A 1,872-nucleotide genomic window follows, 5' to 3' on the forward strand; every position below is an offset into this window, starting at 1 on the left:
GATCCGCCGACCGGTCTCGAGGCCGCCGGTGAAGGACACCATGTCGACGCGCGGGTCCACCGACAGCGGTGCGCCCGCCGACGCGCCCGCACCGAGCACGAGGTTGCCCACCCCTGCCGGCAGGCCAGCCTCCTCGAGCAGTCGCATCAGGTGAATCGCCGAATGGGGTGTGAGCTCGCTGGGCTTGAGGACGAAGGTGTTGCCGGCGAGCAGGCAGGGGGCCACCTTCCAGCTCGCCTGGAGCAGGGGGTAGTTCCACGGGGTGACGAGCCCGCACACGCCGACGGGTTCGTGGACCACCCGGCTGACCACGTCGGCGTTGCCGGTGTCCACCACCCGTCCGGACTCCTCGGCGGCGACGCGGCCGTAGTGCCGGAAGACCGACACGACGTCCGCGACGTCGTACTCGCTCTCGACCAGCCGCTTGCCGGTGTCGAGGGACTCCATCCGCGCGATTGCGTCGGTGTCACGCTCCAGCAGGTCGGCGACCCTCAGCAGCAGGTCGCCCCGCTCGCGGCTCGAGGTGGCCGACCAGGTGCCGTCGTGGAAGGCGCGGTGCGCCGCCTCGATCGCCGCCCCGGTGTCCTCGACGCCGGCCTCGTCGACCTCAGCGACGAGCGTGCCGTCGGCCGGGCAGCGGATCTCCCGGCGCTCACCGGTCCGCGCGGTCGTCCACGACCCGTCGATGTAGAGATCCGGCACCGGCAAACCCACCCTCGGCAAAGTATTTGTTGCGCATGTCGCAACCGGATGCTCCGAGCGCAACCAGCCATACCCTCCTACGATGCTGTGGCAACCCCCGCTCGTCAAGGGCGGACGCTGCAGTGTGACCTAGCGGTGACCCCATCCGAGCCGATGTGAGACCTCGACGGCGGCCTCGGTCACGAGCGCCACCACGCTCTCGACCCGATCCGGGGTCAGCCGGAAGGACGGCCCGGAGACGCTCATCGACGCCACCACGTCGCCGTGCGCGTTGCGGATCGGCGCTGCCACCGCCGTCAGCCCGACCTCGAGCTCGTCGATGGCCAGGGCGTAACCCTGCTGGCGGACGCGGTCGAGCTCCTCGCGGAGCGGGCCGCGCCTGGTGATGGTGTGGGGCGTGTACGTCGCCAGCTTGCCGAGCAAGATGTCGAGCTGCGCCTCGTCGAGACCGCTCAGCAGCACCTTGCCGTTGCTGGTGGCGTGCAGCGGGATGTGCTGGCCGACCCAGTTGTGTGGTTGGAGCGCCGACGAGCCGGCGACCTGGTCGAGGTAGAGCGCCGAGCTCTCCGAGAGCACCGCGATGTTGACGGTCTCCCCGGTGTCTGCCGCGAGCTTGCGGCAGATGGGACGCGCCTCCTGCACCAGGTCGAGCCGCGCCGTGGTCGCACCCGCGAGCCGCAGGATCCCGACACCGAGGCGGTAGCGGCCGCGGTCGACGGTCTGCTCGACGAGGCGATGCGCCTCCAGCGTCGCGACCAGGCGGAAGGCCGTGCTCTTGTGGACGCCGAGCTCGACCGCGATCTCCGTGACGCCGGCCTCGCCGGTCCGGGCCAGCACCTCGAGGATGCCCAGCGCCCGGTCGACCGACTGGACGCCCTGGCCGGTGATCGGCGCGGGCGTGTCAGGCATTGCGCCGACGACCCCGAAGGCCTTGCTCATGGCGCGAGACTAGCGCACAGCGTGTTGCGTATCGCAGACTGCGTTTCGTCGAGCGCAACACCGTGGCCGACATCAATCCTCGAGGAGACACCCATGGTGCAGGCGTCCACCGCCTCCGTCACGCCCGGCCCGGCCGCCGGCGCCTTCGTGCTGATCTTGTCCTGCCCCGACCGCCCCGGCATCGTCCACGCCGTCTCCGGCTTCCTCGTGGTGCGCGGCGGCAACATCGTG

At 70.9% G+C, this 1,872-nt stretch carries 2 protein-coding genes; both read right to left on the bottom strand.

Annotation, left to right across the window (positions count from 1 at the left end):
* Nucleotides 1-714, bottom strand: a 714-nt coding sequence (locus RMO85_RS10250; protein WP_310528626.1) for an aldehyde dehydrogenase family protein, incomplete at its 3' end; no start/stop codon positions are given.
* A 117-nt stretch (nucleotides 715-831) separates the two neighbouring features.
* Nucleotides 832-1,641: an IclR family transcriptional regulator gene (locus RMO85_RS10255; RefSeq protein WP_310528627.1), complete on the bottom strand. Its 810-nt coding sequence runs from the start codon at nucleotides 1,639-1,641 to the stop codon at nucleotides 832-834.
* Nucleotides 1,642-1,872 lie beyond the last annotated feature (231 nt).

The sequence above is a fragment of the Nocardioides sp. genome (assembly GCF_031422975.1).
GTDB lineage: Bacteria > Actinomycetota > Actinomycetes > Propionibacteriales > Nocardioidaceae > Nocardioides.